Origin of the sequence: Streptomyces sp. NPDC006365, from assembly GCF_042870755.1 — a bacterium.
Taxonomy (GTDB): Bacteria; Actinomycetota; Actinomycetes; order Streptomycetales; family Streptomycetaceae; genus Streptomyces; species Streptomyces xiangluensis.
Map to the genome: position 1 here is coordinate 1 of NZ_JBIAHS010000035.1, position 15,593 is coordinate 15,593.

Annotated in this window: 20 protein-coding genes and 1 pseudogene; 6 read left to right on the top strand and 15 right to left on the bottom strand. The window is 70.2% G+C overall.

Going from position 1 to position 15,593, the window contains the following annotated elements; genetic code table 11:
* On the top strand, positions 1-376 hold a 376-nt coding region (locus ACFYO0_RS45555), incomplete at its 5' end, for a DNA-directed RNA polymerase subunit alpha C-terminal domain-containing protein (RefSeq protein ID WP_388688114.1).
* Between the two features lie 198 nt (positions 377-574).
* Here the strand turns inward: ACFYO0_RS45555 and ACFYO0_RS45560 are convergent.
* The 3 genes from ACFYO0_RS45560 to ACFYO0_RS45570 form a co-directional block, all read right to left on the bottom strand.
* On the bottom strand, positions 575-1,426 hold the full coding sequence (locus ACFYO0_RS45560) for a DUF6544 family protein (RefSeq protein WP_388688117.1): 852 nt from the start codon (positions 1,424-1,426) through the stop codon (positions 575-577).
* Positions 1,427-2,010: 584 nt separating this feature from the next.
* The gene (locus ACFYO0_RS45565) at positions 2,011-2,415 is read right to left on the bottom strand and encodes a DUF302 domain-containing protein (protein ID WP_388688120.1); all 405 of its coding nucleotides are present in this window, start codon (positions 2,413-2,415) and stop codon (positions 2,011-2,013) included.
* 585 nt (positions 2,416-3,000) lie between these two features.
* A complete protein-coding gene (locus tag ACFYO0_RS45570) occupies positions 3,001-3,288 on the bottom strand; it encodes a metal-sensitive transcriptional regulator (protein WP_388688123.1) in 288 nt (95 codons plus the stop codon).
* Between the two features lie 135 nt (positions 3,289-3,423).
* Here ACFYO0_RS45570 and ACFYO0_RS45575 point away from each other — a divergent pair.
* A pseudogene (locus ACFYO0_RS45575) lies at positions 3,424-3,583 on the top strand (transporter); the annotation flags it as partial.
* A gap of 69 nt (positions 3,584-3,652) precedes the next feature.
* Here ACFYO0_RS45575 and trxA read toward each other — a convergent pair.
* From trxA to ACFYO0_RS45590, 3 genes are read right to left on the bottom strand one after another with little or no spacing between them, the layout of a single operon-like run.
* Positions 3,653-4,021: a thioredoxin gene (gene trxA / locus ACFYO0_RS45580; protein ID WP_388688126.1), complete on the bottom strand. Its 369-nt coding sequence runs from the start codon at positions 4,019-4,021 to the stop codon at positions 3,653-3,655.
* Between the two features lie 16 nt (positions 4,022-4,037).
* A complete protein-coding gene (locus ACFYO0_RS45585; protein WP_388688129.1) occupies positions 4,038-5,771 on the bottom strand; it encodes an aminotransferase class V-fold PLP-dependent enzyme in 1,734 nt (577 codons plus the stop codon).
* On the bottom strand, positions 5,768-6,220 hold the full coding sequence (locus ACFYO0_RS45590; protein ID WP_388688132.1) for an OsmC family protein: 453 nt from the start codon (positions 6,218-6,220) through the stop codon (positions 5,768-5,770). The genes ACFYO0_RS45585 and ACFYO0_RS45590 overlap by 4 nt, the downstream gene beginning before the upstream one ends.
* A 276-nt stretch (positions 6,221-6,496) precedes the next feature.
* Between ACFYO0_RS45590 and ACFYO0_RS45595 the strand changes: the two genes are divergently transcribed.
* From ACFYO0_RS45595 to ACFYO0_RS45605, 3 genes are read left to right on the top strand one after another with little or no spacing between them, the layout of a single operon-like run.
* Complete coding sequence (locus ACFYO0_RS45595; protein WP_388688136.1) at positions 6,497-7,738, top strand: NAD(P)/FAD-dependent oxidoreductase; 1,242 nt, start codon at positions 6,497-6,499, stop codon at positions 7,736-7,738.
* A 16-nt stretch (positions 7,739-7,754) separates the two neighbouring features.
* A complete protein-coding gene (locus tag ACFYO0_RS45600; protein WP_388688139.1) occupies positions 7,755-8,072 on the top strand; it encodes a TusE/DsrC/DsvC family sulfur relay protein in 318 nt (105 codons plus the stop codon).
* Between the two features lie 52 nt (positions 8,073-8,124).
* Positions 8,125-8,598: a DsrE/DsrF/DrsH-like family protein gene (locus tag ACFYO0_RS45605; RefSeq protein ID WP_388688142.1), complete on the top strand. Its 474-nt coding sequence runs from the start codon at positions 8,125-8,127 to the stop codon at positions 8,596-8,598.
* 248 nt (positions 8,599-8,846) lie between these two features.
* On the opposite strand, the gene ACFYO0_RS45610 is transcribed toward ACFYO0_RS45605, so the two are convergent.
* The 9 genes from ACFYO0_RS45610 to ACFYO0_RS45650 form a co-directional block, all read right to left on the bottom strand.
* Entirely contained in the window at positions 8,847-9,452 is a 606-nt protein-coding gene (locus tag ACFYO0_RS45610) for a class I SAM-dependent methyltransferase (RefSeq protein WP_388688145.1), read from the bottom strand.
* Positions 9,453-9,462: 10 nt separating this feature from the next.
* Entirely contained in the window at positions 9,463-9,630 is a 168-nt protein-coding gene (locus tag ACFYO0_RS45615; protein WP_388688147.1) for a hypothetical protein, read from the bottom strand.
* A complete protein-coding gene (locus tag ACFYO0_RS45620) occupies positions 9,627-9,932 on the bottom strand; it encodes a three-helix bundle dimerization domain-containing protein (protein WP_388688149.1) in 306 nt (101 codons plus the stop codon). The genes ACFYO0_RS45615 and ACFYO0_RS45620 overlap by 4 nt, the downstream gene beginning before the upstream one ends.
* Before the next feature lie 141 nt (positions 9,933-10,073).
* Entirely contained in the window at positions 10,074-11,045 is a 972-nt protein-coding gene (locus ACFYO0_RS45625; RefSeq protein ID WP_388688152.1) for a sulfite exporter TauE/SafE family protein, read from the bottom strand.
* On the bottom strand, positions 11,042-11,623 hold the full coding sequence (locus ACFYO0_RS45630) for a rhodanese-like domain-containing protein (protein ID WP_388688155.1): 582 nt from the start codon (positions 11,621-11,623) through the stop codon (positions 11,042-11,044). Before ACFYO0_RS45630 ends, ACFYO0_RS45625 begins: the two co-directional genes overlap by 4 nt.
* A 90-nt stretch (positions 11,624-11,713) precedes the next feature.
* Positions 11,714-13,099: a rhodanese-like domain-containing protein gene (locus ACFYO0_RS45635; RefSeq protein WP_388688157.1), complete on the bottom strand. Its 1,386-nt coding sequence runs from the start codon at positions 13,097-13,099 to the stop codon at positions 11,714-11,716.
* 148 nt (positions 13,100-13,247) lie between these two features.
* A complete protein-coding gene (locus ACFYO0_RS45640) occupies positions 13,248-14,477 on the bottom strand; it encodes an FAD-dependent oxidoreductase (protein ID WP_388688159.1) in 1,230 nt (409 codons plus the stop codon).
* A gap of 36 nt (positions 14,478-14,513) precedes the next feature.
* Positions 14,514-14,840 carry a rhodanese-like domain-containing protein gene (locus tag ACFYO0_RS45645; RefSeq protein ID WP_388688161.1) on the bottom strand — a complete coding sequence of 109 codons (327 nt, stop codon included), beginning with the start codon at positions 14,838-14,840 and terminating at the stop codon, positions 14,514-14,516.
* A gap of 160 nt (positions 14,841-15,000) precedes the next feature.
* On the bottom strand, positions 15,001-15,177 hold the full coding sequence (locus ACFYO0_RS45650; protein WP_388688237.1) for an ATP-binding protein: 177 nt from the start codon (positions 15,175-15,177) through the stop codon (positions 15,001-15,003).
* On the opposite strand from ACFYO0_RS45650, the gene ACFYO0_RS45655 reads away from it, so the two are divergent.
* Positions 15,113-15,385, top strand: coding sequence for a hypothetical protein (locus ACFYO0_RS45655; protein WP_388688164.1), 273 nt, complete (start codon positions 15,113-15,115; stop codon positions 15,383-15,385). The genes ACFYO0_RS45650 and ACFYO0_RS45655 overlap by 65 nt on opposite strands.
* Positions 15,386-15,593 lie beyond the last annotated feature (208 nt).

Genomic DNA, 15,593 nt, shown 5'->3' on the forward strand with positions numbered 1-15,593 from the left:
GGAGCTGTTCGGTCTGGCCCGCGAGCTCAACATCGACGCCGAGGGCATCGACATGGGCCCGTCCCCCACGGACGCCGCCCTCGCCGCCGACCTGGTACTGCCGATCGAGGACCTCGACCTCACCGTCCGCTCGTACAACTGCCTCAAGCGCGAGGGCGTCCACTCCGTGGGCGAGCTCGTCGCCCGCTCCGAGGCCGACCTCCTCGACATCCGCAACTTCGGTGCGAAGTCCATCGACGAGGTCAAGGCGAAGCTGGCCGGCATGGGCCTGGGCCTCAAGGACAGCCCGCCCGGATTCGACCCCACCGCCGCCGCCGACGCCTTCGGTGCGGACAACGACGCGGACGCGGGTTTCGTGGAGACCGAGCAGTACTGAACGCTGCGCCGGGTCGCGAGGGAGTGGGAAGGCAGAGGGGCCGGCGATGAGGAGATGGCACAGCCGACGACCGCACCCTGGTCGAGGACATGCCCCTGTGGCTCAAAAAGAGCAACGGTTAAATGACCTTGCCCAACCCTCCCGTTGTTCGGCCCCTACTCGTGTGGGTGCCGTCCGTCGGCGCGGCGCTTGGGGCGATCAGCGGCTGGGCGTCGAGCCCGTGCCCGTCGGGGGCTGCAGCGACACGTTGTGGGTGAAATGGGTCAGCCGGCCGGTGAAGTAGGGCAGAGGTCCGCTGGGCAGGTGCCAGACGGCGGCGACCGTGCCCGGCGCGGCCCGCCCGTCGACGGTGTTCCAGTCCGCCACCGGCGTGTGCCATTCCGCCCGGACCAGGCCACCAGGCAGAGCGGCGTACCGGTCGGTGGTGCTGAAGTCGTAGGGGGCGCCGCGCCGGTCGACGAACACCCGGGCGCGGACGGTGTGTCCGGCGTCGGTGAGAGACACTTCGAAGGTGTGATCGTCCACCGGGTTCCAGGCGGTGGCAGCGGTGAGCAGCATCGACGGCGCCATGAGGATCGCGTCGTTGAGGTACGTGGTGAGCTCGCCGATGTCGAACTCGTCGCCGTGGCCGTCGACGACGGTCACCCGGTCCAGCAGCCGGCCCAGCATGTGGCCGCGGCCGTGCAGGTAGGTGTCGCGGCCCACCATCGGTACGACGCCGGCCAGACGCACGCGCATGACGAAGACGCGGGCGATGTCATGGTTGGTGTTGTACTGCCAGGCTTGGGCGGGCATCCAGCCCAGTCGGGGGCGTAGCCGGAATCGGCCGGTGATCCGGGCGCGCAGCGACCAATCCCGTGGTTGGCCGACGACGCCCATGAACCGCAGGTAGCGCCGCACGACCGAAGGCAGTCCGGCCACCTCGTCCTGCGTGACGGGCGACGGGGCGGCCGGTTCGGTGGACAGTCCGGCAGCCTGGACCTCCCGGACCAGGCGCCGGTGCAGTGCCTCCCGGGTCTGCTCCGGCGAAGGCGCGATCGAAGTGGTCACGGCGGTGCCTCCCACGTCCGGCTACCTGTCAGCCTTCCGGCCCGCCCTGTCCGTGGCCAGGGCCGAACGGCCCGCCTGGGACAGGAATCCAGGACACCCTCGTGATCCAGATCGGCGAGCGCCTCGCAGGGAAGTAACTGAGGTTCGACACCGCGACCGTCATCGACGTCCAACGCGAGGGCTGTGGCCTCGGACCCGGTGCGGTCCCGTCCGGCAGCGGGGGTGTGGAGGCGGCTCCGCTTCCGCCAGCTCCTGTACAGGTCCGACACCAATTCGATGACGACATGATGCGGAATGTGGGTGAGGAAGAGGTAGAAGCGCAGGGACGGGATGATCGCGGTCCGCTGTTCTTTGCGTACGGGGTTCGAGATCCACGCCGACATGACCGGGCGCATCGGCAGCGTGGATCCCTACGCGTGCGAGACCCACGTCGGACTGGGATGAGCGCTGGAACCTGGCGCTTGCCGCCCGGGTGCGCGGACTCGAGCCCCGGATCACGCTGCGACCGGAGCCCGACCGTCCGCGGCCCGGCCGGCTCCCCGATGGGCGGCCACCAGCGCGCCGTCGGGCCGTGTGCGGTGGCGTCAGACGCCTGTGTCGTGCGTCGTGAGGGAGGAGAGCGCCGCGTCGAGGCGACGCGTCGCCTCCTCCGCCACCGGGCGCAGCGCTTCGATCTCGGTGAGCGTGACCATCGTGTTCGGGTCGAGGGCCTGTACGGCGGTGCGGTCGCCGTCACGGCGAACGACGACGTTGCAGGGCAGCAGCAGGCCGATGGTGCGGTCGGTCTCCAGGGCGCGGTGGGCGAGGGGCGGGTTGCAGGCGCCGAGGATGACGTAGTCCTCCATGTCGTGGTCGAGCTTGGCCTTGAGGGTGGCGGTGACGTCGATCTCGGTGAGGATGCCGAAGCCCTGCTTCGCGAGGGCGTCGCGGGTGCGGGCGACGGCGGTGGCGAAGTCGGTGTCGAGGTGCACGGTGCGGTCGTAGCGCATGTCGTCGGCCCTTCTTGTCGGATCGCGAGGGCAGGACGGGTGTCCGGCCCCGTGCCAGGTATCGGGGAGGTGTTTTCCAGGGCTTTCCTCGCACTTGAAAATACCCCCTAGGGTACTCATGCTACCGCCGGAGACATGCCCCCTCGGGTAATAGCTCGCTGACAGGGGGAGTACCTCGTGTTTTTCGTCAATACGATCGAGGCGTCGGAGCGGGCAACCGGAGCTGCTGACCGACCTGGACGGCATCCCCGCCTGTTACGCGTGTGTGGGTCCGGCCAACGCCGCGGGGCCGCGCCCGTCGAACCGACTGCGTCGGCCGTCGGTGGCGCCGAGGAGGTCGCCGCCCGGCGGCCGCGGGGCAGTGGTGGTGGTCCTGCGCAACCGGGTCGCGTTCGCCGCCGGGCATGTCTCCCGCTCCTTCAACTTCGAGGCCGAGGGCAGCTCGCCACATATCTGATCTGGCTGATCCGGTGGGGCGAGCCGGTCTTTCGGCGGATCTTCGCCCTGGTGCCGCCGTTCGTGGCCGCGGTCATGCTGATCGACGCGGTGGTGTGATGCGCCAACGCCCACGCAGCCGGGTGAGCCCTACGCCAAGGACAGGAACAGCTTCTCCAGGCGGGCGCGCATCTGCTCGACGTCCTCGCCGTTCTTGCGGCCGGAGTCGATGTCCGACACGCACTGCTGCAAGCCGGTCGCGATGATCGCGAAACCGGCCCGGTCGAGCGCGCGGGAGGCGGCGGCGAGCTGCGTGACGACGTCCTCGCAGTCGCGCCCCTCCTCGATCATCCGGATCACCCCGGAGATCTGACCCTGCGCGCGGCGCAGGCGGTTCAGCACGGCCTTCAGGTCCGCACCCTCGAGCTCGAGTTCCACGATCACTCCTCGAAAAATACCCCTGGGGGTACTGTACGTCCCGGTTCGGGCCTGCGTCGACCATTAAGGATCACACCTGCCACGGCGAGCCCCGTCACCCTCGGCACCGATCCGGCCCGCACCCGGCTCCACGAACTCACCGCCTTCCAGTTGCTGTCGGCGGGCATCGCGGGCGGCCTCGCCTTCTCCGCGCTCACCGACACCTGCGGCATGGCGGTCGTCCTCGGCAAGCTGCCCCACAACCGTCCGCGCCGTCGATCTCGACGCAGCGCTGACGGATCTGCGCAGCCGCTGAGCCCTGCTGAGCCTCCCGTTCCAGAGCGCTCGCGACGATGCCATGGGTGCTCTGGGCGTGTGCCGGGTGTCAGTTGCGCTCGGTCGAGTCCACGGCCTGTCGGCGCACGTCCTCCATGTCGACGACCCGGATCTTGCCGATGAGATCCTCCAGCGCCTGCGGCGGCAGTGCGCCCGGCTGGGCGTACAGCACGGTCCGGTCACGGACGGCCATCAGTGTCGGGATGGAAGAGATCTGGAAGGTCGCCGCCAGTTCGGGCTGTGCCTCGGTATCGACCTTGCCGAAGACGATGTCCGGGTGGCGCTGGGCCGCCTTGTCGTAGACGGGGCCGAACATGCGGCACGGTCCGCACCATGCGGCCCAGAAATCGATCAGCACGATCTCGGAACCGGTGACGGTCTCCTCGAAGTTGTCCTTGGTCAGTTCAACGGTCGGCATGGTGTCCGGTCTCCTCTCATATACCCGTCGGGGTATCTGGTTCAACCGGTGCCCGCCCGGGTTTGTTCCAGGCAGACGCCTCCAGGCAGACGGGCGGCAGCGGGAACCAGCGCATGTGCTCGAAGTCCGCCGGCAGCCCGGTGTGGCCGTGGTCCAGACGGTCGGAACGACAGGCGAACACCTCGCGGGCGCGGTCGAGTTGACCGACCAGCGCCTCCTCTCCCAGCCGGCGGTGGAGGACGGCCGGGGTGCTGATTCCTCCGTCGGCGGAGAAGCGCACGTCGGTCAGCCGCGGCGGGGGATCGGTGGCACCGGTGGGGTGGTGCCACTGCCCGGTGTGCGGGTCGAAGCGGTAGTCGGGCAGGAGCCGGTGGCCGTGGGTGGCGATCAGGTCGACGGCGTCGATGAGGTAGTCGCGGACGGTGTCGCTGATGAAGTAGTTGAAGTTGAGGCGGGTCCAGCCGGGTTTGATGCCGTCGCAGCCGCGGGCGACCTCGTCGCGCAGGGCGTGGGAGGTGGCGGGGTCGATGGCGAGCAGGCGGTGGCCGTACGGTCCGGCGCACGAGCAGCCGCCGCGGGCCTGGATGCCGAACAGGTCGTTGAGCAGGGCGACGACGTAGTTGTGGTGCAGATAGACGTGGTCGCCGTGGCGGATGCGGAAGGAGATGATGGACAGCCGCCGGGCGTGGTGGTTGCCGAGGATCTCGATCCGCGGGTTGCCGTCCCAGCGGGACAGCGCCTGCCGCCAGTGGCGCTCCTCGGCGGCCTGGATCGTGTCGGTGCCGATGGCCTGTTTGAGGGCGAAGACCAGCCCGGCGCGGATGGACTCGACGATGGCCGGGGTGCCGCCCTCCTCGCGGGTGACCGGGTCGTCCAGGTAGCGGTGCCCGAGCGGGTCGACGAAGGCGACGGTGCCGCCGCCGGGCGCGGTGGGCACCCGGTTGCGGACCAGTGCGCGGCGGACGACCAGGACACCCGGCGTCTGCGGACCGCCGACGAACTTGTGCGGGGACAGGAAGAGGGCGTCCTTGTGATCGCCCGCGCCGGGCGCGCTCTCCGCGGCCCGGACGGGAACGTACGGGGCGGCGGCCGCGTAGTCCCAGAAGGAGAGGGCGCCGTGCGCGTGCAGCAGCCGGGCGATGCGGTCGGCGTCGGTGAGGATGCCGGTGACGTTGGAGGCGGCGGAGAAGCTGCCGATGCGCAGGGGCCGGCCGGCGTACCGCCGCAGCCCGGCTTCGAGCCGGGCGAGGTCGATGTGGCCGTCCGGGTCCTCGTCGATGACCACGACGTCGGCGATCGACTCACGCCAGGGCAACTCGTTGGAGTGATGCTCGTACGGCCCGACGAACACCACCGGGCGCTCGGCAGAGGGCGGCTTCTTGGGACGGCGCAGCTCCAGAATGCCGACCAGTTTGTTCACCGCCGCGGTGGCGCCCGAGCCGCAGAAGATCACGAGCTGGTCCTCGGCGCCTCCGACCGCGTCGCGGATGATCCGGCGGGCGTCCTCGCGCAGCCGGGTCGTCTGCAGGCCGGTGCTCGAGCTTTCGGTGTGGGTGTTGCCGTAGCGCGGCAGCACCTGCTCACGGATGAAGTCCTCGATGAAGTCCAGTGAGCGACCGGAGGCGGTGTAGTCGGCGTAGACGATCCGCTTCGGGCCGTACGGGCCGTCGAGCACCTCATCGTCCCCGATGAGCCCGCCCCGGATGCGCTCCAGCAACGCCGACACGGCCGGCGCCAAGGACGTGCTCATGGCTCCAGCTCGATGTCGATCTCGGGCGGCTGCTGGAGGGTGTTGTGCACGGTGCAGTGCGAGGCCACGGCCAGCAGAGCTGCCCTGCGTTGCTCGGGGAGTTCCGGCGGCGGCACGACCACGACGCGCAGGGAGGTGACTCGGGCCGGGCGGTCGGTGGCCATGGTGAACTCCGTGCGGACCCGCAGGCCGGTGCGGGGCAGGCCGTGGCGGTGAAGGTAGCGGCCCGCGTAGAAGGCGATACAGGTGGCCAGGGAGGCGGCGAACAGCTCGGTGGGGGTGGGCGCGGTATCCGTGCCGCCCGCGTCCGCGGGCTGGTCGACCAGGAGCTGGTGGCCCCGGACGTCGACGGCGTAGGCGTCCCCCTCGACGTGGGTGACCTCGAAACCGTGGACGTCGGAGTTCTGCGGCTGGTTCGTGCGGAGGGTCTGCGATGTGCTGCCGGTCATGGCCGGGCCCTTCTCGCCGGTGTCGACTGCTGACGCATCCCAGTCGACCGCGCACGGCACGGCGGATCGAGAGGCCGAAGGGGTGCTCCGGGAGCCGTTCGGCCCTCGTGCGAACCGGCGTGATGAGATACCATGCCGGGTATTTTTCCAGGGCATTCGCGGCGGGTGAGCGAGCCATGGGGGCGGTGGAGCGGGAAGAAGGCGTACCCGGTTGGGTACTCGGATGGGGACCTGTGGCCCCTGCCTCGCTCTCATCTCCCGCACGACAGTGGGGCCATGGGCACACACATCGTGATTCTCGGCGGCGGAACCGCCGGCACCATGACGGCCAACCGCCTGCGTCGCACATACGACGAGAGCGAGTACCGCATCACGGTCGTCGACCAGGACGACGACCACGTCTACCAGCCCGGACTGCTGTTCGTCCCCTTCGGGCTGGCCCAGCCGCACCACCTGGTCCGGTCCCGTCCGCGACAGCTGCACGCCGGCATCGACTACAAGCACTCGCGGATCGAGCGGGTCGACCTGGACGCGCGGACGGTGCACCTGGGCGGCGGTATCCGGCTGGGCTACGACGTCCTTGTGGTCGCCACCGGCGCCCGGCTGCTGCCGGAGGAGACCGAAGGACTGACCGGTCCAGGCTGGGGCGAGAAGGTCTTCACCTTCTACGACCTGCCCGGCGCTGTCGGCCTGCACCACGCGCTGGAGCGCTTCGACGGCGGCAGGGTCGTCATCGACGTCGCCGACCTGCCTGTCAAGTGCCCCGTGGCACCCCTGGAGTTCGCCTTCCTGGCCGACTGGTACTTCCAGCGGTGCGGGATCCGTGACCGGGTCGAGCTGACATACGTCACCCCGTTGGACGGCGCGTTCACCAAGCCGGTCGCGGCGAAGGCCCTGGGCGGGCTGCTCAAGGAGAAGGGGGTCGAGCTGGTCACCGAGTTCACGCTCGGCGAGGTCGACGGCGCCGGCGGCCGGTTGGTGTCGTACGACGCACGCGAAGTGCCCTTCGACCTGGCGGTCGTCGTCCCGCTGCACGGTGGCGTCGAGTACGTGGAGCGCTCCAAGGGTCTGGGTGACGAACTCGGCTTCGTACCCGTGGATGCGCACACCCTGCAACTCCCCGGCCGCCCGGAGGTGTTCGCGATCGGTGACGCGGCCGGTCTGCCCGCCTCCAAGGCCGGCTCGGTGGCCCACTTCGAGGGCGAGGTGCTGGTGCACAACATCGGCCGCTTCCTGGCCGGAGAGGCACTGGACGCCTCCTTCGACGGGCACGCCAACTGCTTCGTGGAGACCGGATTCCACAAGGCCCTGCTCATCGACTTCAACTACGAGACCGAGCCGCTGCCCGGCCACTTCCCCGCCTCGGTCGGCCTGCCCCTGCTGAAGGAGTCGCACGCCAACCACCTCGGGAAGCTCGCCTTCGAGTGGCTGTACTGGCACAGCCTGCTGCCCGGCCGGGACGTGCCCGGCATCGGCTCGGCGATGCCCGAGCACGGCAAGAACCACGTCCACGTCTGAGCTGAGGAGAACCGCCATGCCCACCGCCACCTACGCAGACACCGCCGTCCCGGTCGACGAGGAGGGTTTCTTCACAGACCCCGGTCGGTGGAGCGAGCCGATGGCCGACCAGATCGCCCGCGAGGCCGGCATCGAGACGCTGACCGATCGGCACTGGACGGTGATCCGTTTCATGCGCGCCCAGTACGCGGAGAAGGGCACCGGTCCGACCGTGCGTGTCCTTGGCAAGACGTCCGGCGTGAGCGTCAAGGAGCTCTACCAGTTGTTCCCCAAGGGACCGGCGAAGACCGCCGCGAAGATCGCCGGAATCCCCAAGCCCCGCGGCTGCATCTGACATCTCCGCCGTCGTCTCCGCCGTCGTCTCTGCCATCGAGGAGCGTGCCGTCATGGCCGAAACCGCCACGATCGAGAAGATCTCGATCATCGTCTCCAAGGGATCCCTGGAAGGGATCTACCCGGCCCTCATCATGGCCAACGGCGCCCGCGCCGAAGGCATCGAGGCCGACCTGTTCTTCACCTTCTTCGGCCTGGACGCCATCACGAAGAAGCACTGGGAGCACATCAAGCTGGCCACCGTCGGCAACCCCGGCCTGCACCTGCCGACCCTGCTGGGCGGAATGCCCGGCGTACCGGATCTGATCACCCGGTACATGGAACGCAAGATGGACAGGCTCGACATCCCGCCGATCCCCGAGTTCATCGAGATGATCTCCGACACCGGCGCCGGGATCTACGCCTGCAAGGCGTCCGTCGACCTCTTCGAACTCGACAAGGACGACCTGGTCGAGCAGGTCCAGGGCATCATCACGGTCGGCGAGTTCTACGAACACGCGGCCGGCGGCCAGATCATCTACACCTGAGAACTGCTGGGCGACCGGGAGTACTTGCGAGTCCTGGAGTGACTGCAAGACCCGCCCGAGTCAGGGCGAGGGGAGCCCCTGCGTGTCGGCCCGACGGGCTCGGAGCCGTGTTCGGCCAGGCCGGCGTGCAGGAGGAGCAGGCGGGCCAGGAGTCCCGGTTGGCCGACGACAGCGTCAAGCTCACCGACTGGTACCTGGCGACCAAGCCCGGTACAGCGGCCTGACGCGCGCGCCCTCGCGGGACGGTGTCATCTCCGCACGGCGCGCACGAGCGCGTCGAGAGCCGCGCGGCTGTTGCCTTCGGCGTCGGTCACCGGCCGGGTGACCGTTTCGGCGCGCAGGATGTCGGCGTACGGCCGCCACAGGTCGGCCACCTGTTCAGGCGTGTACAGCACACGCGGATCCTGCGGGCCGCCGTACCCGCGCTCGGGATTGGCCGCGTCATGGCCGACGAGCAGCAGGGTGCCGCCCGAGCGGACGGCATCGGCGGCCCGGGGCAGCACCTGGGCCATCTGTGGCCACGGCAGGTGCAGATACGCGATCAGCGCCAGGTCGTAGCCCGCCTCCTCAGGCGCCCAGAGGGTGAGATCGGTGTGCATGGTGCGCAGCCGTACTCCCTGGTCGGCGGCCAGCCGCTCGGCCTTCTCCAGGGCTACGGCGGAGAAGTCGACGGCGTCCACCTCCCAGCCCCGCTGCGCGAGCCAGACCGCGTTGCGGCCTTCGCCGGCGGCGCAGTCCACCGCCCGTCCGGACGGCTTCAGACCGCCCAGCTCCTCGGCGACGAAGCGGTTGGGCTCGGCCTTCCACACCAGTTCGCTGCCACGGTAGCGTTCGTCCCAGCTCGCCGCGTCCATGTCCTCCGCCTCATTCCTCCGCGTGCGCGGAATCGTCGTCCCTGTCGATGTCGTCGTCCGGGTCCACTGTGTCGTGCCCCGCGAGCAGATAGGGGTAGGGGCAGCTGCTGGGGTCCGGTGCGATGCAGGCGTTGCAGGGGCGGAATCGGTCCAGGACGCATTTGGGGGTCGGTTTCACGCCTCGCCGCCTCTCTCGCCCGGGGCGGCGAAGTGTTCGGACAACTGCCCCGAGGCACGTCTGAAGGCCAGGACGGGAACGTAGTGCCGTACGCGCGCGTCGGCGAAGAACGCGAACGCCTCCGCCGCTGCCGTCTCCAGGGTCTCGGACGGGAGATCCGGGAATCGGCGTATGAGCCGTTCCCGGACGTCCTGGCGGGCGCGTTGCTCCGCCGCCGGTGTCGGGAGTCCGGCCGGCCGGGTGTCGGGGCAGTGGCTGCCCGGCTGGACGGCCCGGTCGGCGATGATGGCGCGGGAGATCATTTCTGCACCCCCTGAATGGTGGGGTCCCGGTCAGGCGAGCGTCAGGAACAGCTTTTCCAGTCCGGCCTCACTGAGCGGAGGGATGTGTCCCCGTTGTCGTTCGGTGAGGCATTGGCGAATGCCGCCCGCCACTCCGCGCCCCTACCTGTTCTGCGGCGACGCGGTGGGGTCGTTGCTGCCTACGGTCTCGGCGCGGACGGCGAGCGAGACCGCGGGCCCGCTTGTGTCGTCCGGCACGGTCGGGGCGTCGCTCGGCTGGTCCGGCGTTCGTCCGGAGCGCTTCAGCAGGTACCAGCTGACCCCGACTCCCGCCGCCGCGGCCACGGAGGCCCACGTCCAGGGGCTGGTCAGCAAGGTGTGGCGCAGATCGGAGCCGGTCTGCCGGCCGAGGACGAAGATGCCCATGACGGCGACGAACCAGCCGAAGGACTTGCGCAGCGCGTCCTGCGGGATGCGGTCGGCGAGGAGTCCGCCGAGGAGGCTGCCGACGACGGCACTCGCCGTGACGAGGGCGGCGAACCCCCAGTCGATGTGCACGCTGGCGAGGTAACCGGCCAGGCCCGCGAAGGACTTCATGGAGATGACCAGCAGCGAGGTGCCGACCGCGACGGTCATCGGAAGCCCGCCGAGCAGGGCGAGCGCGGGCACGACGAGGAAGCCTCCTCCGGCGCCGACCAGTCCGGTGACCAGGCCGACGACGATGCCGTCCAACAGGACGTGGGGGACGGGGAGTTCGTGGTGGACCCTCTTCGGCTGCTGCCGGCGCCCCCGGATCATGGCTACGGCGGTGGCGATCATCATGAGGGCGAACGCGATGAGCAGGACGCTGCCGGGAACGAACTCGGCCAGCCGTCCGCCCGCGTAGGCGCCGGCCATGCCGGCCAGACCGAACAGCAGCCCCGTACGCCAGCGGACGCGTCCGGCACGGGCGTGCGAGACGACCCCGGCGGCACTGGTGACGCCGACGACGAACAGCGAGGTGGCGATGGCCTCCTTGGTCTCCATTCCGGCCAGGTAGACCAGGATGGGCACGGTCAGGATGGACCCACCGCCGCCCAGGATGCCGAGGCTGACCCCGATGAGCAGAGACGCGGCGATCATGACGGCGATCATGAGGTGCTCCGCAGCGCGGTGACGACGGTGTCGACGTCGGTGCGCGGGCCGCGGTTGTAGGGCAGCCTCGACAGCAGCATGCCCATCGCGCAGGTGTTGGTCAGGGCGGCGACGGCCAGTCCGGCCCCGACCGCCGTGCCGATCAGGTGCAGTCCGGGCAGGAACAGGCCCGCGACGCCGGTGACCAGGACGAGGGTGCCGGCGACCAGGCGCACCTGGCGTTCCAGGTCCCAGCGCTCCGGGCCGCGGGTGAGCGGGCCTCCGGCGGTCTCCCAGGCGACAACGCCACCGTCGAGGACGCGCAGGTTGGGCAGTCCGGCTTCGGCCAGGGCCTGTTCGGCCTGGGCGGCGCGGGCGCCCGAGCGGCAGATGAGTATGACGTCCTCGTCGAGATGGTGGAGCAGTTCGGCGCGGTGTTCGCGCAGGGTGTCGAGGGGGACGTTGTAGGAGCCGGGGATGTGCGCGGTGCGGAACTCGCCGGGCGTGCGCACATCCAGCAGGCGCGGGCCCTCCCCGTCCCGGGTCAGGTCGCGCAGGGTGGCGGGATCGAGTCGTGGTTTGTCGGAATGGGTGGTCATCGGGGGTTCCTTGCTGTCTGTGAAGCGTCCTTCTCTTGACGGGGCGGGCGGCGGCCGACGGCTTCGGCCGCCGCCCGGGGGCGGAGTGGATCAGACGTCGGCCGATGCGGGCTGGGCGAGCCAGGCGCCGTAGCCGCCGAGCAGGTCCGAGACGTCGGTGCGGCCCTGGTGGCGCAGCAGGCTGGCGGCGATGGAGGAGCGGTGGCCGCCCGCACAGTGGACGACCAGCGAGCGGTCGGCCGGGATCTCGTCGAGGCGGCGGGCGAGTTCGGCCAGCGGGATGTGCAACGAGCCCTCGATGAAGCCCTCTTCGCGCTCGGCGGTGTTGCGCACGTCGAGCACCAGCGGCGGTTCCTCACCGTCCAGCAGTCGGCGCAGTTCGTCGGAGGTCAGGCGGCTGGCCTGCTCCATCTCGTCGGCCAGGTCCGGGAAGGCGCCCTCGGGCTCACGCAGGTAGCCGCCGACCTTGTCGAATCCGATGCGGGCGAGCCGGGTGACGATCTCCTCCTCGCGGTCCTGCGGCGCGATGACGACGACGTCCTGCTCGGGGGCGACGACCATGCCGGCCTGTTCGGCGAAGCGGCCGTCCGCGGGCACGTTGACCGAGCCGCGCAGATACCCCGGGGCGAAGTCCTGCGGCGAGCGGGCGTCGACCACGACCGCACCCGCCGCGCGCCGCCGCATGAACTCCTCGACCGACAACGGCCGGGGGGTGGCGGCCGCGTCGAAGAGGCCGTGCTCCTTGCGGTTGAGGATGGCGTCGTAGACGAAGTAGGCGGGGGCGGAGGGCTGGCCCGCGGTGACCAGTTCGACGAACTTCTCCTCGCTCATGGGCCGGCAGGCGTAGTTGGTGGCGCGCTGCTCGCCGATGGTGGACTGGCGCTGGGTGGAGAGGTTCTTGCCACAGGCGGAGCCCGCGCCGTGGGCGGGGAAGACGCGGACGGCGTCGGGCAGGGCCATCAGCTTGTTCTGGATGGTGTCGTGGAGCATGCGGCCGAGTTCGGAGGCGGTCACGCCGATCGAGGCGAGCAGGTCGGGCCGGCCGACGTCGCCGATGAACAGGGCGTCTCCGGTGAGGACGCCGTAGGGGACAGTGTCGTCGGCGTGCTCATGGACCAGGATGCTGATCGACTCCGGGGTGTGGCCGGGGGTTTCGAGGATCTGGAGCTGGACGTCGCCGAGGCTGATGCGTTCGCCGTCGGTGAGCTTGCGGATGGGGTACTCGGCCTCGGCGCGCTGTCCGTAGCCGATCCAGGCGCCGGTGCGGTCTGCCAGCTCGAGGTGGCCGGCGAGGAAGTCGGCGTGGAAGTGAGTGTTGACGACGGCCTCGATGGTGAAACCGTGCTCGGCGGCGTCGGTGAGGTATTCGGACACGTCACGGCGGGGGTCGACGACGACGGCCCGGCCGGTGGTCTCGTCGGCGATCATGTATGACGCCTGGGAGAGGCAGTCGAGGTAGTACTGGGCGAAGAACATGGTCGGGTGACCTCCATGTCGGAAGAGCGAAGCGGGGTCGGAAGAGCGAAGCGGATTAATACCCCAGGGGGTATATAGAAGTGCCTGGTCCGCCCTTGTCCGAGGGCGGGATGGTCGGCCCGGGTCGGGGGATGACCAGGCCGACCGGTCAGAGGCGGCCGGTAAGCATGCCGTGCCAGTACACCGGCGGCAGCCCGTACCGCTTGAACAGCCACATCGTGCGCCGTTCCATGAAGGGGTCGAGCAGCGGGAACGACGGGGTGGGCCGCAGGTCGTAGTCGAACTCGGCGAGCAGCATGCGGTCGCGGGCGGTCACCAGCGGGCAGGACGTGTAGCCGTCGTACCGGTGTGACAGGGATCGGTCGGCCATCGCGTCGAGCAGGTTGCCGGCCACCACCGGGGCCTGCTTGCGTACGGCGGCACCGGTCTTCGAGGTGGGCAGGTTCGCCACGTCGCCGACCGCGAAGACGGTGTCGTGCGAGGGGTGTTGGAGGGTGTGCTTGTCGGCGGCGACGAAGCCCTGAGGGCTGGCGGGGTCGGCGAGCGGACTCGCCTTGACCCAGTCGGGCGCGCTCTGCGGCGGAACGGCGTGCAGGAGGTCGTAGCCAATGGTCTCCTTGGTGCCGTTCGCGTGGTCGGTGACGGTGATCTTGCGGGCGTCGCCGTCAACGGCGGTCATCTCGGAGCGCAGGCGCACCTCGATGCCGTAGCGGGCGGCGACCTTCTCCAGGACCTGCGACCAGGCGGGCACCTTGAACATCGCCGGGTCCGGGATCACCAGGATGATCCGGATGCGGTCGAGGACCTTCTGCTTGCGCCAGTGGTCGGCGGCCAGGTAGGCGATCTTCTGCGGGGCGCCGCCGCACTTCAGCGGGGTTGCGGGGTGGGTGAAGACGGCCGTGCCGGACCGCATCCCCTTGATCAGCTCCCAGGTGCGCGGGGCGCATTCGGGGGCGTAGTTGCTGCTCACCCGGTCGTGGCCGACCGCCTCGGCCAGGCCGGGCACGCCGTCCCAGTCCAGTTGCAGACCGGGCGCCATGACCAGGTACTCGTAGGTGAGTTCGTCGCCTCCGGACAGGGTCACCGTGCGGACGTTGGAGTCGACGGCCACGGCGCGCCGGCGGATCCAGCGCACGCCGTCGGGTATCAGGGAGCCTTCAGGACGGCGACTCGTACGCAGGGGCGCCTGGCCGCCGCCGACGAGGGTCCACAGGGGCTGGTACCAGTGGGTGTCGGACGGTTCGATCAGTGTGATGTCGCTGACGCCGGCGCGGCGCAGGCGGGCGGCGACGCTGATGCCGGCGCTGCCGCCGCCGATGACGGCGACGCGGTGGCGGCCGGCGATCGGTGCGTCGGAGGGCGAGGGCGTGGTGGCCAAGGCGGTGCTCCTTTCCAACTGGCCGCTGTGCGGGGGTCAGGCGGCGTGCTCGTGCGGACCGGCCACGACGGGGCCTCCGTTGCGGACCCAGGCGCCGGTGCCGTCGGCGACGGAGTAGGCGTCGATGCCGCGGGAGTTCATCCAGTCGGCGGCGGTCCTGCTGCGGTTGCCGCTGGCGCAGATCACGTACACCGGCCGGTCGGCGGGCAGTTCATCGCACCGGGCGAGCACGGAGCGCAGCGGCATCAGTCGCGCGCCCGGCACGTGCCCGGCCGCGTACTCGTCCGCCTCCCGTACGTCGACCACGAGCGCACCGTCGGTCCAGGCCGCCGCGAACGCCTCCTGTGTTGTTTCGCGAGCCACGTCGTTGCCTCCTCAATTACCCCCGGGGGTATCTCTCTGGCGAGAGTACGGCCGCTGTGAGGGGCCCGTCAAATACCCCCACGGGTATTTGCCCGTCAGGTAACTCGCGGCTCGGCGCCAGGGTCGGAAAGGAGCCGTGATCCCCGTGACCCGGCTCTGGTCAGCCGGAGTGTCGTCCGCGTCCCGCCGCCCGGTCCGGAGTCCCTGGTCCGGAGTCGGCGGAGACCGTTCCGCCGTGTGCGGTGATCAGCTCTTTGACGACGGCGAGACCGATGCCGCTGCCGCCTCCGGCGCGAGCGCGGGCCCCGCGCCGCAGACGGTCGAAGACGTGCGGCAGTACGTCGGGGGATGCCCGGGCCGGTGTCGGCCACCTCGACGAGCGCTTCGGCAGGAGTGGCGGACGTGGTGACCTGGACCCGGCACTGAGCCTGCTGGAAGACCACGGCTACGTGCGCGCCCAACCCGTCGTCCGCACCGGAGGCCGCGACCGGCCGCCCTCCCCGCGTTACCCGGTCCACCCCCGGCCGGCCGATCCGACCGCCTGAGCCCGCCCACAGAAACCACAGAAGCCGAACCCAGAGCATCGAAGGGCTTCTTAGCTCCTACGACCAGCCGCCTGAGTCTGACGAGCAGATCGAGGCGTAGCTCCCTCGCCCAGGCTGTAGCGGCATGGGAGAAGTCCGCCAGGCTCAGCTGGAAGGGGTGGACGCACGATCACCGGGCTGCTCTTCGACATCGGCTGTCCGCCCCGAC